Source organism: Salipiger marinus (genome assembly GCF_900100085.1).
In the GTDB taxonomy this organism is placed as follows: Bacteria; Pseudomonadota; Alphaproteobacteria; order Rhodobacterales; family Rhodobacteraceae; genus Salipiger; species Salipiger marinus.
This window is the reverse complement of record NZ_FNEJ01000009.1, coordinates 223,926-241,128: the sequence shown is the minus strand read 5'-3', so window position 1 is coordinate 241,128 and position 17,203 is coordinate 223,926. Positions and strand designations below refer to the sequence as shown.

15 protein-coding genes are annotated in these 17,203 nt (G+C 68.7%); 5 read left to right on the top strand and 10 right to left on the bottom strand.

Annotation, left to right across the window (positions count from 1 at the left end; all coding sequences use genetic code 11):
* The 6 genes from BLR51_RS12575 to BLR51_RS12550 all read right to left on the bottom strand — a co-directional run.
* Nucleotides 1–622: glycerate kinase type-2 family protein (locus BLR51_RS12575; protein ID WP_131821816.1), on the bottom strand; the 622-nt coding region annotated here is incomplete at its 3' end.
* Between the two features lie 3 nt (nucleotides 623–625).
* Complete coding sequence (locus BLR51_RS12570) at nucleotides 626–2,296, bottom strand: CoA-binding protein (protein WP_089847413.1); 1,671 nt, start codon at nucleotides 2,294–2,296, stop codon at nucleotides 626–628.
* A gap of 118 nt (nucleotides 2,297–2,414) precedes the next feature.
* On the bottom strand, nucleotides 2,415–2,882 hold the full coding sequence (locus BLR51_RS12565; RefSeq protein ID WP_242656718.1) for a lipocalin/fatty acid-binding family protein: 468 nt from the start codon (nucleotides 2,880–2,882) through the stop codon (nucleotides 2,415–2,417).
* Nucleotides 2,879–3,514, bottom strand: coding sequence for an SGNH/GDSL hydrolase family protein (locus tag BLR51_RS12560; RefSeq protein WP_089847411.1), 636 nt, complete (start codon nucleotides 3,512–3,514; stop codon nucleotides 2,879–2,881). Before BLR51_RS12560 ends, BLR51_RS12565 begins: the two co-directional genes overlap by 4 nt.
* Before the next feature lie 41 nt (nucleotides 3,515–3,555).
* On the bottom strand, nucleotides 3,556–4,272 hold the full coding sequence (locus BLR51_RS12555) for an RlmE family RNA methyltransferase (RefSeq protein ID WP_089847409.1): 717 nt from the start codon (nucleotides 4,270–4,272) through the stop codon (nucleotides 3,556–3,558).
* A 93-nt stretch (nucleotides 4,273–4,365) separates the two neighbouring features.
* Nucleotides 4,366–5,478, bottom strand: coding sequence for a Ppx/GppA phosphatase family protein (locus BLR51_RS12550; RefSeq protein WP_089847408.1), 1,113 nt, complete (start codon nucleotides 5,476–5,478; stop codon nucleotides 4,366–4,368).
* Between the two features lie 211 nt (nucleotides 5,479–5,689).
* On the opposite strand from BLR51_RS12550, the gene BLR51_RS12545 reads away from it, so the two are divergent.
* Nucleotides 5,690–6,346 carry an HAD family hydrolase gene (locus BLR51_RS12545; protein WP_089847406.1) on the top strand — a complete coding sequence of 219 codons (657 nt, stop codon included), beginning with the start codon at nucleotides 5,690–5,692 and terminating at the stop codon, nucleotides 6,344–6,346.
* Between the two features lie 223 nt (nucleotides 6,347–6,569).
* On the opposite strand, the gene mfd is transcribed toward BLR51_RS12545, so the two are convergent.
* Together mfd and BLR51_RS12535 are read right to left on the bottom strand one after the other, a co-directional pair.
* Nucleotides 6,570–10,043, bottom strand: coding sequence for a transcription-repair coupling factor (gene mfd, locus BLR51_RS12540; RefSeq protein WP_089847404.1), 3,474 nt, complete (start codon nucleotides 10,041–10,043; stop codon nucleotides 6,570–6,572).
* 51 nt (nucleotides 10,044–10,094) lie between these two features.
* Nucleotides 10,095–10,619 carry a component of SufBCD complex gene (locus tag BLR51_RS12535; protein WP_089847402.1) on the bottom strand — a complete coding sequence of 175 codons (525 nt, stop codon included), beginning with the start codon at nucleotides 10,617–10,619 and terminating at the stop codon, nucleotides 10,095–10,097.
* 110 nt (nucleotides 10,620–10,729) lie between these two features.
* Between BLR51_RS12535 and hemB the strand changes: the two genes are divergently transcribed.
* Both hemB and BLR51_RS12525 read left to right on the top strand, forming a co-directional pair.
* On the top strand, nucleotides 10,730–11,728 hold the full coding sequence (hemB, locus tag BLR51_RS12530) for a porphobilinogen synthase (protein ID WP_089847400.1): 999 nt from the start codon (nucleotides 10,730–10,732) through the stop codon (nucleotides 11,726–11,728).
* 135 nt (nucleotides 11,729–11,863) lie between these two features.
* Nucleotides 11,864–12,418 carry a lipid-binding SYLF domain-containing protein gene (locus tag BLR51_RS12525; RefSeq protein ID WP_089847398.1) on the top strand — a complete coding sequence of 185 codons (555 nt, stop codon included), beginning with the start codon at nucleotides 11,864–11,866 and terminating at the stop codon, nucleotides 12,416–12,418.
* A gap of 108 nt (nucleotides 12,419–12,526) precedes the next feature.
* Here the strand turns inward: BLR51_RS12525 and BLR51_RS12520 are convergent, their stop codons facing one another.
* On the bottom strand, nucleotides 12,527–12,796 hold the full coding sequence (locus BLR51_RS12520; protein ID WP_089847396.1) for an usg protein: 270 nt from the start codon (nucleotides 12,794–12,796) through the stop codon (nucleotides 12,527–12,529).
* 192 nt (nucleotides 12,797–12,988) lie between these two features.
* On the opposite strand from BLR51_RS12520, the gene gyrA reads away from it, so the two are divergent.
* Complete coding sequence (gyrA, locus tag BLR51_RS12515; protein ID WP_089847394.1) at nucleotides 12,989–15,757, top strand: DNA gyrase subunit A; 2,769 nt, start codon at nucleotides 12,989–12,991, stop codon at nucleotides 15,755–15,757.
* 78 nt (nucleotides 15,758–15,835) lie between these two features.
* Here the strand turns inward: gyrA and BLR51_RS12510 are convergent, their stop codons facing one another.
* The gene (locus BLR51_RS12510; RefSeq protein ID WP_089847392.1) at nucleotides 15,836–16,372 is read right to left on the bottom strand and encodes a GNAT family N-acetyltransferase; all 537 of its coding nucleotides are present in this window, start codon (nucleotides 16,370–16,372) and stop codon (nucleotides 15,836–15,838) included.
* Nucleotides 16,373–16,501: 129 nt separating this feature from the next.
* Here BLR51_RS12510 and BLR51_RS12505 point away from each other — a divergent pair, with 129 nt between their 5' ends.
* Nucleotides 16,502–17,197 (top strand): M48 family metalloprotease, encoded by a 696-nt coding sequence (locus tag BLR51_RS12505; RefSeq protein WP_089847390.1) that lies wholly within the window; start codon nucleotides 16,502–16,504, stop codon nucleotides 17,195–17,197.
* Nucleotides 17,198–17,203 lie beyond the last annotated feature (6 nt).

Genomic DNA, 17,203 nt, shown 5'->3' with positions numbered 1-17,203 from the left:
CCGCGCGCGCATCCACCGCATCGGGCACGGTGGGGCCGGAGGCGACCTGCGCCGGATCATCCCCGGGCACGTCCGACACGATCAGGCTGACCACGCGGGCAGGCGCGCAGGCAGCCGCCAGCCTGCCGCCCTTGATGCGGCTCGCATGTTTGCGGATGGCGTTCATCACCCCGATCGGCGCGCCGGAGGCCAGCAGCGCCCGGTTCAGCGCCTGTTCCTCCGCCAGCGTCAGACCCTCGGGCGGGGCGGGCAGCAGCGCCGAGCCGCCGCCGCAGACCAGCGCCACCACCAGATCACGCTCGGTCAGGCCCCGCACCGCGTCAAACAGCGCCTCTGACGCCGCCATGCCTGCCGCATCGGGCACCGGATGCGCGGCCTCCATCACCCGCAGCGTGGCACAGGGCGCGCCATAGCCGTAGCGCGTGACCACCACGCCCTCGAGCGGGCCGTGCCAGAGCTGTTCAAACGCCTGTGCGAGCTGCGCCGCGCCCTTGCCAAGGCCGATCACCACGGTGCGCCCCTCCGGACGCTCAGGCAAATGCGCCCGCAGCGCCTGCACCGGATCGGCAGCAGCCACCGCCGCGTCGAACAGCCCCGCCAGAAAGCTCTTGTCCAGCCCCATATCCTACATCCTCCTCCATGCCTCGGCATCGCCCTGCCAGCGCCGGATCCGCAGATCCGCCAGCGCCGCAGCCCCGTGGCGTCCAAGGCAGAGATCGGCCTCGATCCCGGCCACCAGCCCCGCTTCCGCCGTGACATAGTCCTGCACCGCCCGCACCGCCTCTGCAACCGCCTTTGCCTCGGCCGGATCGCGGCGCGCGCGCTCGGCCATCTGCGCGATCTCCCGCACGCTCTGCGGCAGCAGCGCCACCGGCCCCGCGCGTCCCAGCCGCAGCACGTAGCCGGTGGCCTGCTCCGCCACCAGCATCAGCCGCAGCAGCGGCGGATCGGAGGGCCCCGCCTGCGCCAGCCCCAGCGCCGCCCGCGCCACCGATCCCGAGATTTCCTCCACCCCGGCGCCCTCGGGCGGCAGGACGGGACGCAGCAGCGGCGTCACCCGGCGCGGCGCACGCCCCAGATCGATGGCGGCGCGCAGCGCGCCCAGCCCCGGCCCCAGCCCCGCCAGCGGGATCAGCCCGGCCTTGGCCAGCGCGCGGGCGCGGGCGGCATCCATCTGCGCGGCATCCACCGACAGCAGCGCCACGGGCATGCCCAGCCGGTCCCGCGCCGCAGCCCCCGCCGCCGCAAGCCGCGCCCAGTCTCCGGGAGCGGCGCCGTCCAGCGCCGCCAGCGTCAGCACCGCCGTCCCCGCCATCATCTCGGCCATGAGCCGCGCCAGCAGCCCGTCTTCCGCATGCAGCAGCGCGCCCGCCTCCAGCGGGTTGGCCGGAGGGGTGCGCCCGCGCAGATCCTCGGCCATGCGCGCCAGCTGCGCCGGGCTCAGCGCGGCAAAGCTCAGATCGCGCGCCTGCGCCTCCGCCGCCAGCAGATCGCGCGCCGCACCGCTGCAGCCCAGCCCCGCCAGCGCATTGGCGGGCAAGGGGCCGATCAGATGCACGAGCCGCAGCGCCTCCACCAGCGTGGCCTCATCCTCGACCAGCGCGGCCCCGGCCCGCGTCACCAGCGCCCGCTGGCCCAGAGAGGCCTCGGGCAGGCAGACCAGCAGCGGCTTGCCAAGCCGCTGCGCCTCGGCCCCCAGCTGCAGCAGATCCTGCGCATCACCCAGCCGGTCCAGCCGCAGCCCCAGCGCCGACACCCGGTCGCGCGCCAGCAGCTGCAGACCCAGCGGCAGCCAGCCGGTGCCCGCGCCCTGACCCCGCGGCAGCACCGCCGCCACCGGCAAACCGCGCCAGTCCTGATCAAGCTGCCCCAGCACCGCCACCCCGCGCGGCACCGGCAGCAGCCCCGTCGGCTGCGGCGACAGCAGCACCCGCGCGGCGGGCAGCGCCACCGCCCCGGCAAAGACCGGCATGCCGCCCGCCGCCTGCGCCACCGCCGGATCCTGCGCTGCCGGGCAGACCGCGCCGCCCGCGCCCAGCCGGGCCAGATCCGCCAGCGCCTGCGCGGCGTCCTCGCCTGTGCCGCCGACAAAGGCCGCATCGGGCGGGCGCGGCAGATCCGACAGGCGCGCCCGCGCCCGGATGCCCGCAACCTTGGCCACGCCCGGAACCACCGGCCAGATGTCCCAGACATAGCCCATGGCGCGCAGCGCCGCGATCACGGCAAGGCTGTCCGCCCCGCCGCCGATCACCGCGATGGACCGCGGGTCAAGAAACCGTGTGATCTGCTGCGCCATGCTGCCCCCTCCGCCGCAGGGTCGCGCAAAAGCGCCCCGCCCTGCGAGCGGATTTGCACAGGAGCCTGCGGCCTGCGGCAGAATTGCCGCAGCGCTGTGCGCCCTGTGGTCCTTCTGCTCAGCCCCGGGTCATCCGGGCCAGATCATAGCCATACCAGTCGAGGATCTCGCGCGCGGCCCCCAGCCGTTCGCCCGGCTGGCCGCTGCGGTCCATGATCCAGACCCGCCCGCCCTGCGGATCGCCCATGGCGGCGGTGCGGTTGTCGGCATCCAGCCAGTGCACCCAGATCTGCTGCCCCGCCAGATCGAACCGCCCCGGCGCCGTCATTACCAGGGGCAGCGTCCTGCCCGCCAGCGTCAGGCTGCCCGGGGCAAAGCTCAGCCGGGTGCCGGGGGCCAGCCCCGCGCCCTCGATCACCTGCCAGTCGCCCGCGAGCCGCGCCTCGGTGACATCGACCTGCGAGCCGACCGGCGCCGTGGCCTCGCGCAGCGGGCCCGCCGCCACCGGCGGCAATGGCGCGCGCGCACCGCAGGCCAGCAGAAGCAGCGGCAGACCCAGCAGCAGCAGGCGCCGGGCGCGGATCATGCCGACCGGCCAAGCTCTGCCGCGACCGCCTCCGCCATCACCGCGCCAAAACTCTGATGCGCCGCCTCGTCCCAGTGCACGCCGTCGCGCGGCGACACGGTCACATGCGCCCCGGCCTCCAGAAAGCCGCAGCCCTGCCGCTCGGCCATGGCGCGCAGATGCGCCTCCAGCCCGCGCTGCCGCGCCTCGGCCCCGGCGAAGACGCCCGAGAGCGTGCCGCATTCGCGCACCGGCACCGGCGACACCACCAGCACCCGTTCCACCACGCCCTCGGTCCGGGCCAGCAGCACCAGCCGTTCCACCGACCGGGCGATCTCCAGCGCGGTCACCGAAAACCGCGGCTTCAGATCATTAGTGCCCAGCATCAGCACCAGCAGCGACACCGGACAGTGCGACTGAAGAAGGGCGGGCAAGACCTTGAGGCCATTGCGTTCTCCACCCTCCACCACATCCTCGTGCACGGTGGTGCGCCCGGGCAGGCCCTCGGCGATCACCTCCGCCTCCGGCCCCAAGAGCCGCGCCATCACCTCCGGCCAGCGCGCGCCGCGCGGATGCCGTTCCAGCAGGCCCGGCGCTGCCATCGGCAGCGTGCCATGCGTGTTGCTGTCGCCGTAACACAGAATGGATCCCATGCCCTCGTCTCCCTTATGTCCTGTCCCGGCCCGCGCGGCGCTCAGCCGCGAAAGCCGGTCGCCACCACGAATTTCTCCGAGGAATCGGCCCGGCTTGCCCCGGGCTTCACGTTCACCACCTTGTCGAAGCGCTGCTTGAGCAGCAGCTGCAGCCCCTGTTCGGCGCCCCCCGCCAGCACCTTGGCAACAAAGGTGCCGCCCTCTTCCAGCACGTCAAAGGCCAGATCCGCCGCCGCCTCGCACAGCGCGATGATGCGCAGGTGGTCGGTCTGCTTGTGCCCCGAGGACGCCGCCGCCATGTCCGACATCACCACATCGGCAGGCCCGCCCAGCCAGTCCTTGACCAGCGCATCGGCGCCGTCGCTCAGGAAATCCAGCTGGTGAATCTCCGCCCCCGCCACCGGCGTCACTTCCTGAATGTCGATGCCCAGCACCCGGCCCACGGGCTTGCCCGCCCGGTCGCCAAGCGCGTTGACGCGCGGCACCGCCACCTGACACCAGCCCCCCGGCGCGCAGCCCAGATCCACCACCCGCGCCCCCGGCACCAGAAAATGGAACCGGTCGTCCAGTTCCAGAATCTTGTAGGCCGCGCGCCCGCGATAGCCGTCGACCTTCGCCCGCTTCACATAAGGGTCATTGAGCTGCCGCTGCAGCCAGCGCGTCGAGGAGGTGGTCCGCCCCCGCGCCGTCTTGACCTTCACCTTCAGGTCACGCTGCCCGCGCCCCGAGGTGTTCTTGCCATCCGGTGTCTTCGCCATGCGCCCGTTCCCGATCTTCTTCTTGGCCAAAATATCCCGGGGGCTGGCGCGGCACGCGCCAGGAGGGGGCAGCGCCCCCTTCCCCCGCCGCCCTTACAGCGGTCCGTCCTCCAGCACGCCATCCGCCGACATCTGCGCGTAAAGCAGCCCCTCGCGCAGGCCGCGATCGGCCACCGACAGCCGGTCGGTGGGCCAGAGCCGCAGCAGCGCCTGCAGGATCGCCGCCCCCGACATGATCAGCGCCTGCCGGTCCTGTCCGATGCGCGGATCGCGCCTGCGCCCCGCCGGTCCCATCTCCAGATAGCGGCGGATCACCGTCTCGATCTGGTCAGACGACATGCGCAGCCCGTCCACCTTGGTGCGGTCATACCGCCGCAGCCCCAGATGCGAGGCCGCCACCGTGGTCACCGTGCCCGAGGTGCCGACGATCTGGAAACCCTCGCGGCTCTGCGCGTCCTTGTAGGGGGCGAATTCCGACAGGTTCTCCTCGAAGAACCAGCTCATCAGCGCATAGCGCGCCGCGTCATCGGCCACGTCGGAAAACTGGTCGCGCAGCGTCGCCACCCCCAGCGGCACCGAAATCCAGTCCACCACCTTGGCGGCGGGAAACGGGCTTTCGGGCGGATGGAAGCCCGCATGCAGCCGCATGATGGCGCGGGGCCGGTCGCGATGCGGCACCGAGGACAGGTCGATCCACACCAGTTCCGTGGAGCCGCCGCCGATATCCACCACCAGAAGCTGCTCGGTGCGCGTCGAGACCAGCGGCGCGCAGGAAATCACCGCCAGCCGCGCCTCTTCCTCGGGCTGGATGATCTCCAGCTCCAGCCCGGTCTCCTGCTTGACCTGCCGGATGAAATCGCGGGCGTTCTTGGCACGGCGGCAGGCTTCGGTCGCCACCAGCCGCATCTTGGTCACCTCGTGACGCGCGATCTTGCTCTGGCAGACGCGCAGCGCCGCCACCGTCCGCGCCATGGAGGCACGCGACAGCCGCCCCGTCCGCTCGAGCCCTTGGCCCAGCTGGACGGATTTCGAAAACGAATCAACCACATGGAACTGACTGCCCTTCGGCTGGGCAATCAGCATGCGGCAACTGTTGGTGCCCAGATCCAGCGCCGCATAAAGCGCGGTTGGATCGGGCGGTAGCGGCGCGGGGCTCTCGACCGGGAGGGGGAAAGCGGCCGCACCCTTGGGACGCCTTGGCGCCATTGTTTGCGCCTTTCCGGATGTCTGGTTGGGGACAGGATACGCGGGGCGGCGGGAGGGTGCAAGAGAGCCCGCCGCCTCTCCGGCGGCTCTCCGGCAAAATGCCCCGGATCCGCAGGGGCCCGCGCCCCGCTGCCCGGTTGCATCCCCGCACCGGACAGGGCATGGCTTGCGCCAAGGAGGCGGGGCCGCCTCGCGCAGCAAAGGACAGGGCATGATCGCAGCACTCCTCTTCGACCTCGACGGCACGCTCATCGATTCCGATCCGCTGCATTACCGGGTGTTCGAGACGATGTTCGCCGAACGGGGCCGGGTGCTGACAGAAGCGCTCTATCTCGACCGGATCCATGGCCGGCACAACGAGGACAGCTTCCCCGAACTCTTCCCCGACGAGGACGCCATCGCCCTGTCGCTGCAGAAAGAGGCGCAGTTCCGCGACATGCTCGGCGCGGGCCACGCACCCATGCCCGGCGCAGAGGCCCTGCTCGATCTCGCCCGCGAGCGCGGCTGGCGCTGCGCCGCCGTCACCAACGCGCCCCGGATCAATGCCGAGGCGATGCTGGCCGCCATCGGCCTTGGCGCCCATATGGAGCTGCTGGTGATCGGCGAGGAATGCAGCCGCGCCAAGCCCGATCCCGAACCCTATCTTGCCGCGATGCGCGCCTTTGGCGCAGCCCCCGCAAGCTGCATCGCCTTCGAGGACAGCGCCTCCGGCCTACGCGCCGCCGCCGCCTCTGGCGCCCATGTGGTCGCGGTGCGCTCCGCCGGCCTGACCGAGGACGCCCTGCGCCGCCACGGCGCGGCCACCACCATCGCCGATTTCACCGATCCCGCGCTTACCGCCCTGCTCGACCGGCTCGCCGCCGCCTGAGGCCCGAAGCAGGCCAGACCCGGCCGTCCCCCGGCTTGCCGGGCCTCGCGCTTTCGGCCCGTTCCGGCCTGCCTCCGGCGGGGATATTTGACCCAAGAAGAAGGAGGGACCGCGCGTCTGCCGCTTCTTCTTGGCAAAAATATCCCGGGGGTGAATTGGCGCGCCAGCGCCAAGAGGGGGCAGCGCCCCCTCCCTTTTTCCAGACCCATCACACCGTCCGGTCTCAGGCCTTGCGCAGCCGGATCGCGCCGGCCTTTTCGGCCAGATCGCGGGCGATGGCATAGGCGCCCTTGATCTTGTCGCCTTCGCTAGCCCAGTCGCGGCGGATGACCACCTTGTTGTCCTTGATCTTAGCGTCGCCCTTCTGGTCCTGCAGGAAGGTCACCAGCGCCTCGGGCCGGGCGAAGCGGTCGTTGTGGAACTGGATCGTGGCGCCCTTCGGCCCGCCATCCAGCCGCGCGATCCCCGCCTTCTTGCACATGTCCTTGATGCGCACGACCAGCAGCAGCGTGTTGACCTCGCGCGGCAGCTTGCCGAAGCGGTCGATCAGCTCGGCGGCAAAGCCCTCCAGCTCCACCTTGGTGGAGAGTTCCGACAGCCGCCGGTAAAGCCCCAGCCGCACGTCGAGATCGGGCACATACTCCTCGGGGATCAGCACCGGCACGCCAAGGTTGATCTGCGGCGCCCACTGGCCGCTTTCCTCCAGCAGGCCCTCGCCCTCGCCGGAGCGGATCTTGGCGATCGCCTCCTCCAGCATCTGCTGGTAAAGCTCGTAGCCCACGTCGCGCATCTGCCCGGACTGTTCCTCGCCCAGAAGATTGCCCGCGCCGCGGATGTCCAGATCCTGCGAGGCAAGCGTGAACCCCGCCCCCAGCGTGTCGAGCGAGCCCAGAACCCGCAGCCGCTTTTCCGCCGTATCGGTCAGCTTGGCGCGCGGCTTGGTGGTCAGATAGGCATAGGCGCGGGTCTTGGACCGGCCCACCCTGCCCCGGATCTGATAAAGCTGCGCCAGACCGAACATGTCGGCGCGGTGCACGATCATCGTGTTGGCGGTGGGAATATCCAGCCCCGATTCCACGATGGTGGTGGCCAGCAGCACGTCATAGCGCCCGTCGTAAAAGGCGTTCATCCGGTCGTCGAGTTCCCCCGCCGCCATCTGGCCATGCGCCACCACATAAGAGACCTCGGGCACCTGTTCCTTGAGGAAGGCCTCGATCTCGGGCAGATCGGTCAGGCGCGGCACGACAAAGAAGCTCTGCCCGCCACGGTAATGTTCGCGCAGCAGCGCCTCGCGGATGGTGATGCCGTCGAATTCCGACACATAGGTGCGGATCGACAGCCGGTCGACCGGCGGCGTGCCGATGATCGACAGATCGCGCACCCCCGACAGCGACAGCTGCAGCGTGCGCGGGATCGGCGTGGCGGTCAGGGTCAGCACATGGATGTCGGTGCGCAGCTCTTTCAGCCGTTCCTTGTGGCCCACGCCGAAATGCTGTTCTTCGTCGATGATGAGCAGGCCCAGATCCTTGAACCGGATGCCCTTGGCCAGCAGCGCATGGGTGCCCACGGCGATGTCCACCGTGCCCTTGGTGATGCCGTCGCGGGTCTTGGCCGCGTCGCCCGCCGACACGAAACGCGACAGCGGCGCCACGTTGAGCGGAAAGCCCCGGAACCGTTCGGCGAAGCTTTTGTAATGCTGCCGCGCCAGCAGCGTGGTGGGCGCGATCACCGCCACCTGCACGCCGGACATGGCGGCGACAAAGGCCGCGCGCATCGCCACCTCGGTCTTGCCGAAGCCCACATCGCCGCAGATCAGCCGGTCCATGGGATTGCCGCTGGTCATGTCGGCCAGCACGTCTTCGATGGCGCGCAGCTGGTCGTCGGTTTCGGTATAGGGGAAGCGCGCGCAGAAGCTTTCCCATGCCCCCGGCGGCGGATCGATCACCGGCGCGCGGCGCAGCGCGCGTTCGGCGGCAACCCGGATCAGCTTGTCCGCCATCTCGCGGATGCGTTCCTTGAGCCGCGCCTTCTTGGCCTGCCACGCACCCCCGCCCAGCTTGTCGAGCAGCCCGTCCTCATGGCCGTAGCGCGACAGCAGTTCGATGTTTTCCACCGGCAGATAGAGCCGCGCCTGTTCGGCATATTCCAGCAGCAGGCATTCATGGGCGGCCCCTGCGGCGGTGATGACCTCCATCCCCTGATAGCGCCCGATGCCGTGATCCACATGCACCACCAGATCGCCCGGGGTCAGCGCCTGCGCCTCGGTCAGGAAATTCTCGGCCTTGCGGCGCTTTTTCGGCGCGCGGATCAGCCGGTCGCCCAGCACGTCCTGTTCCGAAATCACGGTGATCCGCAGCTTGTCCTTCGGATCGCCCCATGGCGCCTCGAACCCCTGCTCCAGCCCCCAGACCGCCAGATGCAGCCCGCGCTTGCCGATGCGGGTGGCGTCGGCGACCGGGATCGCCTCGGCCAGACCCTCATCCTCGATGAGCCCGGTCAGGCGTTCGCGCGCGCCTTCGGACCATGAGGCGATCAGCACCGGGCCCGCCTGCATCTTGGCCTTCACATGGGTGGCGAGCGCCCCGAAGAGGCTGAGGCTTTCCTGCTGGCGTTCGGGGGCGAAGCTGCGCCCGATGCGCCCGCCCGCATCCGCGACCTGCGGCCCCGGCGCCTGCGGCAGCGGGTGGAACTGCACCACGCGGCGGTCGGCCACGGCAGCCTCCCACGCGGCATCGTCGAGATAAAGCAGCCCCGGCGGCACGGGTTTGTAGACAGTGTCCATCCGCCCCTTCTGCGCCATGGCGTGGCGGCGGGTCTGATACTGGTCCTCGATGCTGTCCCAGCGGGCGATGCGCGAGGGGGTAAGCTGGTCATCCAGCAGCACCGGCGCGTCGGGCAGGTAATCGAACAGGGTTTCCAGCCGCTCGTGGAAGAAGGGCAGCCAGTGCTCCATCCCCTGCGCCTTGCGGCCCGCGCTCACCGCCTCGTAGAGCGGATCGTCAGTGCCGCCCGCGCCGAATTCGATGCGGTAATTCTGCCGGAACCGGGTGATGGCGGGTTCGTCCAGAATGACCTCCGACACCGGGGCCAGTTCCACCAGATCAAGCTTTTCGGTGGTGCGCTGGCTGGCCGCATCGAACCGCCGCGCCCCGTCCAGCACGTCGCCGAACAGATCGAGCCGCACCGGCCCGCCCGGACCCGGCGGATAGATGTCGATGATGCCGCCCCGGATCGCGTAATCGCCGGGTTCGGTCACGGTGGGCGCCATCACGAAGCCCATGCGTACAAGGAAATTGCGCAGCGCCTTTTCGTCGATGCGCGACCCGACCCGGGCGCTGAACGCCGCCTCGCGCAGCACGGCGCGGGCGGGCAGCCGCTGGGTCACCGCCGACAGCGTGGTCAGCAGGATGAACCGCTCCGGCATGCCATGCACCAGCCCGGCGAGCGTCGCCATCCGCGTGGCGCAGATTTCGGGATTGGGGGACACCCGGTCATAGGGCAGGCAGTCCCAGCCGGGGAAGGTGACCACCGGCATGGCGGGCGCGTAAAAGGCCAGCGCCTCGCGCAGCGCCGCCAGCCGCTTGTCATCGCGGGCGACATGAAGGACGGGACCGGCGGCCTTTGCGACCTCCGAGAGGATGAGCTTCGCATCGAAGCCCTCGGGCGCGCCGCCCATCAGGATACGGGACTGAACCATGGCCGCTGATGTGGCCCGGCGCCCGAGCGGCGTCAACCTAGAACGGCAGCGTCATCCCAGAACGCCCGCCGACATGTTCTGGAACATCCCCCAGAGCGCGGTGACAAAGATCGACATCATGCCGATGAGCTGGGTGAAAAAGCGGTGCAGCGTCAGCCTGCGCCACAGCTGCGGCCCCGACAGCCCGTCGCGGCGGATGCGCGCGGCGGTGGCGATGCTCAGCACGCCGACCCCGCTCATCGGCAGGGCCAGCAGGAACAGCGCCTGCGCAAATTCCATGTCATAGACAAAGCCCAGCACCGCAAGCACGGTCAGCATCGCAGCCCCAAGCCCGGTGATCCACAGCCCCGCCTCTTCGGTGATGAAGAGCAGCCGGTTGACGCAGATCCGGGTCATGTCTTCCAGATCCTGCGCAGCCTGTCCGCCGCCGCGCCGGGCGCGCGCCACCATGTCGAAAGGCACGCCCAGCACCCAGTGGCTGGTGGTGGACCACAGCACCGCAAGGGCGATCCAGAACCACAGATTCGAGAAGGACCGCATGTCGATGGTCTCGAAAACGATACGATACCAGTCCATGCTTTTCGTTTTCCTTCCCGGCGGACCCTGTTGCTGCGGCAATCTGGGCCTCTTGTGACAGCCGTCTTTCCATGCCACCCAAGAGGGGCCTTTACAAGGGAGAGCCCCCGATGAAACCCGTGATTGCCGCCTTTCCCGCCACACGCCTGCGCCGCCTGCGGAGATCCCCCGCCATACGCGCGCTGGTGATGCAGTCGGTGCTGGCGCCGCAGGATTTCATCTGGCCGGTCTTCGTGCGCGAGGGCGAGGGCGTGGTGGAACCGGTGGTGTCGATGCCCGGGGTCAACCGGCTGTCGGTGGACAAGGTGGTGGAGGCCGCGCGCGAGGCCTATGCGCTGGGGATCCCGGCCATGTGCCTGTTCCCCTATACCGAGCCTGCGAAGCGCAGCGAATGCTGCTCCGAGGCATGGAACCCCGACAACCTGTCGAACCGCGCCACCCGCGCCATCAAGGACGCGGTGCCCGAACTGGCGGTGATGACCGATGTGGCGCTCGACCCCTATTCCTCCACCGGGCATGACGGCTTCGTGCGCGAGGGCGAAATCGTCAATGACGAGACGGTGGAGGCGCTGGTGAAGCAGGCGCTGAGCCAGGCCCGGGCGGGCGCCGACATCATCGGGCCGTCGGACATGATGGACGGGCGCATCGGCGCCATCCGGTCGGAGCTGGAGCGCGAGGGCTTCCACAACGTGCTGCTGCTGTCCTATGCCGCCAAATATGCCTCGGCCTTTTACGGGCCGTTCCGCGACGCGGTCGGGGCTTCGGGCGCGCTCAAGGGCGACAAGTTCACCTATCAGATGCAGCCCGGCAATTCCGACGAGGCGATGCGGCTGATCGAACGCGATCTCGCCGAAGGCGCCGACATGATCATGGTCAAGCCCGGCATGCCCTATCTGGACATCTGCCGCCGCGCCAAGGACATGTTCGGCGCCCCCACCTTCGCCTATCAGGTGTCGGGCGAATACGCGATGATCGCGGGCGCGGTGGAGCGCGGCTGGCTCGACGGTGACAAGGTGATGCTGGAAAGCCTGACGGCGTTCAAACGCGCGGGCTGCGATGGCGTGCTGAGCTATTTCGCCCCCGCCGCCGCGCGGCTGCTCAACGGCTAGCGGTTTGGCGCCAAGGGCGGCGCTTCGCGGATGACAGGTCCGGAGGCCCGGCGTATAGTCCGCGCATAACCGGCGGCAAGGCCGGAGAGCAAAGATACGGCCCGGAGGGCCACGCGCAGCGAAGGACAGAGCAGCATGACACAGACAAGACGAGCCCTCATCTTTGGCATGGGCGCCGCCACGGCGCTGGCGGCCTGCGGCAATGGCGTGGGCGGCGCGGGTGCCGCCACCATCGACGCGCGCGCCGACAGCACCGTCAACCAGATGTACAGCCAGTATCCCGGCACCCGGGCGCTGGGGCAGAAGGCGGCGGGCATGCTGGTCATGCCGCTGGTCACCGAGGCCGGGCTGGGCTTTGGCGGCGCCTATGGGCGCGGCGCGCTGCGCGTGGGCGGGGCGACGGTGGATTACTATTCGCTGGTCAAGGGCAGCGGCGGGCTGCAGATCGGCGCGCAGCAATATGCGCATGTGCTGTTCTTCATGACCGACAGCGCGCTGATGAACTTCCGCCGCTCGCCGGGCTGGGCTGCGGGCGCGAACATCGAATATGCGATCCCCGAGGGCGGCGAGACGCTGGCGGCAGAGACCACCACCTCGCTGGCGCCGATCATCGCGGTGATCTTCGGCAAGTCCGGGCTGCATGTGGGCGCCACGCTGGAAGGCGTGAAATACACCCGCATCATTCCCTGAGCCCGCCTGCGGGCGCCACGGTGGCAGGGGGCGCTGCCCCCCGCCCCTTCGGGGCGTCCCCCGGGATATTTGAGGCCGAAGGAAACCGGCAGGTCCGTGGACGCGCGGTCAGTGGTAGCGGAATTCGCCCACCACCTGACGCCAGTCGCCGCTGGCCAGCGGGCGGCGGTGGCTGAAGCGCACCGAATGCAGCTTGCCCTCGATGCTGTCCTGCCAGAACTCGATGAAGCGGAAAAGCCGTGGATGATCGGGCGCCAGATCATACTCCTGCCATACGAACGTGTTGAGCACATGGGTGTAATCGGGCATGCGGTAGAAGAATTCCGCCGTGGTCAGCCCGTAGCCCTTCAGCATGAGATCGGTTTCGCTATGCTCCATCGCGTGTCCCCTTTTGGTCGCTCGTTCAGACAGGGTGCAGCGGGATTTGTTAGTTTTCAATAAAAACAGTATGTTGGCCAGCAGGCGGGGTGGCTGCCAGAAAACCTCTGGCGCTGCCATTGCGGTCTACAGCTTGCCTCTGATATAAGCAGGGACACCCAGATATAGAGCCAGAACAGACAGGCGGGCAAGTTGAGCGATACGCCGGAAACTCCTGAAACTGATGACGAAATTCCTCGCCCCCAGCGTGCCGTGCATGCGGGGCCCGTGATTTCGATCATCGACGAGATGAAGTCGAGCTACCTCGATTACGCGATGAGCGTGATCGTCAGCCGCGCGATCCCCGATCTGCGCGACGGCCTGAAACCCGTGCACCGGCGCATTCTTTATACGCTGTGGGAAAACGGGCAGACCAAATCCAAGTCCTACCGCAAATGCGCCACCGCCGTCGGTGACGTCATGGGCCGCTATCACCCCCATGGCGACAGCGCGGTCTATGACGCGCTGGTGCGGATGGCGCAGGACTTTTCCATGTCGCTGCCGCTGATCGACGGTCAGGGCAATTTCGGCTCCATGGATGGCGATCCGCCCGCCGCCTATCGATATACCGAGTCGCGGCTGGAGCGCACCGCCGAGGCGCTGCTGGAGGATATCGACAAGGACACGGTCGATTTTGTCGCCAACTATGCCAACGAGCGGATGGAGCCCACCGTCCTGCCCGCGCGCTATCCCAACGTGCTGGTCAATGGCGCCGAGGGCATCGCCGTCGGCATGGCGACGCGGATCCCGCCGCACAATCTGGGCGAGGTGGCCGATGCCACGCTGGCGCTGATCGAGAATCCCGATCTCAGCTCCGAACAGCTGATCGAGTATGTCCCCGCCCCGGACTTTCCCACGGGCGGCGTGATCCTTGGCCGGTCGGGGGCGCGCAAGGCCTATCTGGAGGGGCGCGGCAGCGTCATCATCCGCGCCAAGACGCGGGTGGAGGAACTGCGCAAGGACCGCTACGCCATCGTCATCGACGAGATCCCCTATCAGGTGAACAAGGCCACGATGATCGAGCGCATCGCGGAATGCGTGCGTGACAAGAAGATCGAAGGCATTGCCCATGTGCAGGACGAAAGCGACCGGTCCGGCGTGCGGGTGGTGGTGGAGCTGAAGCGCGACGCGACCCCTGATGTGGTGCTGAACCAGCTGTTCCGCTTCACCCCCATGCAGGTCAGCTTTGGCTGCAACATGCTGGCGCTGAACGGCGGCAAGCCGGAACAGCTGACGCTGCGCGCCTTCCTGACCGCTTTCCTTGATTTCCGCGAGGAGGTCATCGCCCGCCGCACCGCCTATCTGCTGCGCAAGGCGCGCGAGCGGTCGCATGTGCTTTGCGGTCTGGCCGTGGCGGTCAGCAATGTCGACGAGGTGGTGGCGACCATCCGCGGCTCCGCCGATGCCTCCGAGGCGCGCGAGAAGCTGATGACCCGGCGCTGGCCCGCAGGCGACATCCTGCCCTATATCGCGCTGATCGACGATCCGACCCACAAGGCCAACGAGGACGGCACCTATAACCTGTCCGAAATTCAGGCCCGCGCCATTCTGGATCTGCGCCTGCAGCGCCTGACCCAGCTTGGCGTCAAGGAGGTCACCGACGAGCTGGAGGATCTGGCGGGCAAGATCAAGGAATACCTTGATATCCTTGGCTCGCGCGAGCGGATCATGGAGATCATCTCCAACGAGCTCAAGGCCGTGCGCGACCAGTTCGCCGTGCCGCGCCGCACCGAGATCGCCGACTGGGCCGGCGACATGGAAGACGAGGATCTGATCGAGCGCGAGGACATGGTGGTGACCATCACCCAGTCCGGCTGGATCAAGCGCACGCCGCTGTCGGAATTCCGCGCGCAGCGGCGCGGCGGCAAGGGCCTGTCGGGCATGTCGACCAAGGATGACGACGTGGTGACCCAGCTGTTCGTGGCCAATACCCACACGCAGCTGCTGTTCTTCACCACCGACGGCATGGTCTACAAGCTGAAATGCTGGCGCCTGCCGCAGGGGGGCCGCACCTCCAAGGGCAAGGCCATCGTCAACATCCTGCCCATGCCCACGGGCGTGTCCATCGCCGCGATCATGCCGGTGGACCGCGACGAGGCCGACTGGGCCGATCTGCAGATCGTCTTCGCCACCTCCAAGGGCTCGGTGCGCCGCAACCGGCTGTCGGATTTCACCAATGTCATGCGCAACGGCAAGATCGCGATGAAGTTCGAGGGCGAGGATGCCGAGACGCGGCTGATCAACGCCCGCATCTGTTCGGAAAGCGATGACGTGATGCTGGTCACCAATTCGGGCCGCGCCATCCGCTTCCCGGTGCCGGAGGTGCGGGTGTTCAACTCGCGCAATTCCACCGGCGTGCGTGGCGTGAAGCTGTCCAATGGCGACGAGGTCGTGTCCATGTCGGTGATCCGGCATTTCGAGGCGGAGGCGGATGAACGCGCCTCCTATCTCAAGATGCGCCGCGCCATGGCGGGGCTGGCGGATGATGTCGACGCCGTCGAGGCACCCGAAGAGGACGAGGGCACCGAGGGCAATGCCAACAGCCCGCTGCCGCCCGAACGTTATGCCGAAATGTCGGCGGCAGAGAACCTGATCCTGACCATCACCGCGCGGGGCTTGGGCAAGCTCAGCTCCAGCCACGATTATCCGGTGCGCGGACGCGGCGGCATGGGCGTCACCGCGTGGGAGAAATCCATGCGCGGCGGCGAGATCGTGGCCTCTTTCCCGGTGGAAATGGACGACCAGATCATGCTGGCCACCTCCACCGGCCAGTCGATCCGGGTGCCGGTCGAGGGCATTTCCTTCCGCTCGCGCAGCGCGGGCGGGGTCCGGGTGTTCAACACCCGCGAGGGGGAGACCGTGGTCTCGGTGGCATGGATCGCCGATCAGGGCGACGAGGCGGAGCCGGAGCCCGAAGCCTGATCCGGTGCCGACAGGTGCGTAACGACAGGAAAGGCCGGACCGCAGGGTCCGGCCTTTTTGCATCCGGGGCGGCCTGCCTTACGGCCTCTCCGGTCGCGGCAGACGGTAGACGGTGACCGCGCGCCCGCAGCTTGGATCGATGGTCCTGCGGTCAAGGCGCATCCCGAGCTTCTGCATGATGCGCTCTGACGCGGCATTGCCGGTCTGGCAGATGCTCACGAGGTCTGTCATGCTCAGATCGGTGACCCCGAAGGCCAGCGCGGCGGAGGCGGCTTCGGTGGCGTAACCCCTGCCCCAGCTTGCCTTGGCGAACCGCCAGCCGATTTCGACGGAAGGCAGGATTTCGGGCAGGAACTGCGGCGATGAGAGGCCCGCAAAGCCGATCAGACCGCCGCTCCGCTTGTCGGCGACCGCAAACAGCCCGTAGCCGCGCGTGGACCATCCCCGTTCGAACGACCGGATGGCGCGCGCCGCCTCCTCCGGGCTGCGGGTGGCGCCGCTGCCGATATGGCGCATGACATCCGGATCCGCACAGAGCGCCGCAAAGGGCGCGTGGTCCTCTGGCCGCCAGCCTCTGAGCCGGAGCCGCGCGGTTTCGATCTCGGGCCGGGTCATGCGGGGGTTTAAGCACGGTTCGTGATGCCGGAACAGCCCCCGCGCGCGCGCCTCCGCACAAGGCGGGCTGCGCGGCTTTTTTCGACATCGCCGCTTCCCTCGCTGGCGCAGAACCCCCATATCTGAGCCATGCTGCGTTTTGCCCCCATCCTGCTTGCGATCCTTTATGCCGTGGTGGCCTATCACTTCTCCGCATGGCGGACGAAGCGAGAGCTGGACGCGCGGTCGACGGAGCTTGCCGATCCCAAGCTGAAGGCGCTGACCGACCGCATGGCGAAAGCGCTCGATCTGCCGCGCATCCGGGTCAACATCTATGAAATCGCCCCGGTCAACGGGCTTGCCGCGCCGGATGGCCGCATCTTCATCACGCGCGGTTTCTTCAACCGCTACAAGGCGGGCGAGGTGACGGCGGAGGAACTGGCCTCGGTCATCGCGCATGAGCTGGGCCATGTGGCGCTGGGGCATTCGCGGCGGCGCATGATCGACTTTTCCGGGCAGAATGCCATCCGCACCGCGTTGGCCATGGTGCTGGGCCGGTTCATCCCCGGCATTGGCCCGATGCTGGCGGGGCTGGTGACCTCGCTTCTGGCGGCACGGCTGTCGCGCGGCGACGAATACGAGGCCGATGCCTATGCCGCCGCCCTGCTGGCCAAGGCGGGCATCGGCACCGCGCCGCAGAAATCGCTGTTCCGCAAGCTGGGCGCGCTGACCGGCGGCGCGGGCGGCGGCACGCCCGCATGGCTGCTGTCGCATCCCAAGACCGAGGAGCGCATCGCCGCCCTCGAAGCGCTGGAAGCGCGCTGGACCCCGGCGCCCCGCACCTGACCGCTG